Annotated in this window: 1 protein-coding gene; it reads left to right on the top strand. The window is 34.4% G+C overall.

Translation table 11 applies throughout. The annotated features are described in order from the left end of the window. On the top strand, nucleotides 1-432 hold a 432-nt coding region (locus ACFIL8_RS12775), incomplete at its 5' end, for a hypothetical protein (protein WP_375690159.1). Between the last annotated feature and the right edge of the window lie 76 nt (nucleotides 433-508).

The following is a 508-nucleotide window of genomic DNA, read 5'->3' as shown; positions in this document are numbered from 1 at the left end:
ATGGATAAATTGGCAATTGAAATGCGTGCCAAACGCTTTGGCTTGACCATAGAAGAGGCTAAAAATCCGCTTTCCGGAACCTATATCGGGCGGTTTTATTTGCAAGGTGAAATCAATCAAGACCAATATGATGCTGCACAAAAATATCTTGAAGTGAAAAACAATTATCTATGTGCAAAAGGATTGCCTAATGCAATTGATGATAACTTTACTCCTTCATCAAATGAGGAGGCACAAAAACGGTGGATTGAAAGAGCAACTCATTGTTATGAAGAGACGAAAGAGGTTATCAAAGAAACACAACACCTCTATAGACAGTATAATCTTTACGCTGCATTACAATATCTTGTTATAGAAGATCAATCGTTAACACATCTTGTTAGCTCTTTGCGTATTGTTCTTAATGCGCTTCATAAGCATTTTAGCCATTAAAAAAGAATTGACATCAGATGAAAAATCATTAAAATGTGTATATATTTACACATTATGAGTTTAGGTAATGGAACAA

It is taken from the genome of Bartonella sp. AP57NXGY, from assembly GCF_042195805.1.
Classification (GTDB): Bacteria; Pseudomonadota; Alphaproteobacteria; order Rhizobiales; family Rhizobiaceae; genus Bartonella.
This window is presented reverse-complemented; position numbering and strand designations above follow the sequence as displayed.